Here is a 1386-nt window from a genome sequence, read left to right as displayed (position 1 = left end):
CAGGGTCGAAACGCAGAGGAGAAACCCGGTCACGGGTTTGCGCGAGCCTGCGCCTCGGCAAGAACCGGGCATGGTGATGACCCCATCCATTCGGCGACCTTGAACGTCAGCCTATCGCGGGGCCGTTCGGGATTGCTGGACCGGCGCTGGGCAGAAAGACTATCGTTCGCTTGTGATGACCGCAGCGCTCCACACCCTCTGGCCGATCTGGATGAGAACTGTCGGCGCCATGCAGCGACGCAACATCCTTATCCGTAGCCAATGCCGGCGGTGCGGAGCCCTGATGCGGGTCGATCCGGTGGACCCCGTCGCGCGGCACGGGGCTGGATGGTCGCTGATCGATGCCCAAGAAAGGTGCCGAATGGTCGCTTGTGACGGCGCGGTCTTCTATCTCGCATCCCGCACCTACGGCGCGCCGTGGCGCGTGCTGCTCGGTGACGAAGCGTTGAAGGAGACGCTTGCCGGAGGTCCGGCGCCGGTCACCGCCGAGGCGCTCGTCCGGACAGCGGTCGCGCATTAGGCGCGCGTACCTTTTCAGCAAGGGATCGTTACCCGCAGGGCCGAGACCCGGCACGGGGCTCGGGGCGCCAGCTTAGAGCCCGGTCCGGCGCAGCCGGTGCCCGAACGCCCTTAAGGCAATTGCCCGAACAGCTTGCCCAGGATCAGGTCGAGCGCCAGGATCCTCTCGAATTTCCCCTTTGCGATCACCCGGTGCATCGGCCGTTCGTTTTTGTTGCCCAGCGACGTCCCCTTGCTGTGTTTGGCGATCATGTTCGCGCTGATATCGGGCAGCGGTTCACCCGGCTCACCCCCGAACCAGAGATCATGGTCGAATCCGAGGTCTGGCGTCACGACGATCCACAGGACACACCCGCTCGGCTTGTCCATGAGCTTGACGTTGATCTTTACGGCGTCGGTCTTGCCGCCCACCGTCTTGGTCTTGAACTGGATATGCCGCGTGACGTTGCGATAGCCCATTACTTGGGGCTTGCCGCCGGCATCGAACTCGGATCGCAGCACCTCGACGCAGGGCACGCCCAACTGCCAGAGCCGCCGCAGCGCTTTCCTCAAGAAGACATGTTCGACAATGCGTTCCCGAAAGCGTCGAGTTGATAAAATGCGCGCTGGCTTGGTCGGTTACATCATCCAAGGGCAATTTCACACGAGAAGGGGCGGGGGCGAAGCCCCCGCCTTGAGGTCAGGCGAAGGGATCATATTCGTTGACGATCGAAACGTCGCCGTCGCAATCGTCCGCGGTGATGACGCCAAACTGGGTTCCGATGGCGATGACCATCGTTGCGACCATGAGGTTCTTCGAGAGGCTGAGTGCGCTGCGGCGGGCGGTCCAAATGTCGGTGAACATATCGAGGCTCCTTGGCTAAGCCG

3 protein-coding genes are annotated in these 1386 nt (G+C 62.8%); 1 reads left to right on the top strand and 2 read right to left on the bottom strand.

Annotation, left to right across the window (positions count from 1 at the left end; translation table 11 throughout):
- Positions 1-283 precede the first annotated feature (283 nt).
- The gene (locus B7Y43_RS20095; RefSeq protein WP_374133426.1) at positions 284-520 is read left to right on the top strand and encodes a hypothetical protein; all 237 of its coding nucleotides are present in this window, start codon (positions 284-286) and stop codon (positions 518-520) included.
- Positions 521-630: 110 nt separating this feature from the next.
- On the opposite strand, the gene B7Y43_RS20090 is transcribed toward B7Y43_RS20095, so the two are convergent.
- Positions 631-1071, bottom strand: a complete 441-nt coding sequence (locus B7Y43_RS20090) for a hypothetical protein (protein ID WP_374133425.1) — start codon at positions 1069-1071, stop codon at positions 631-633.
- A 127-nt stretch (positions 1072-1198) separates the two neighbouring features.
- A complete protein-coding gene (locus B7Y43_RS20085) occupies positions 1199-1363 on the bottom strand; it encodes a hypothetical protein (RefSeq protein ID WP_197417041.1) in 165 nt (54 codons plus the stop codon).
- Positions 1364-1386 lie beyond the last annotated feature (23 nt).

The organism is Sphingomonas sp. 28-62-20, assembly GCF_002281505.1.
This window is presented reverse-complemented; position numbering and strand designations above follow the sequence as displayed.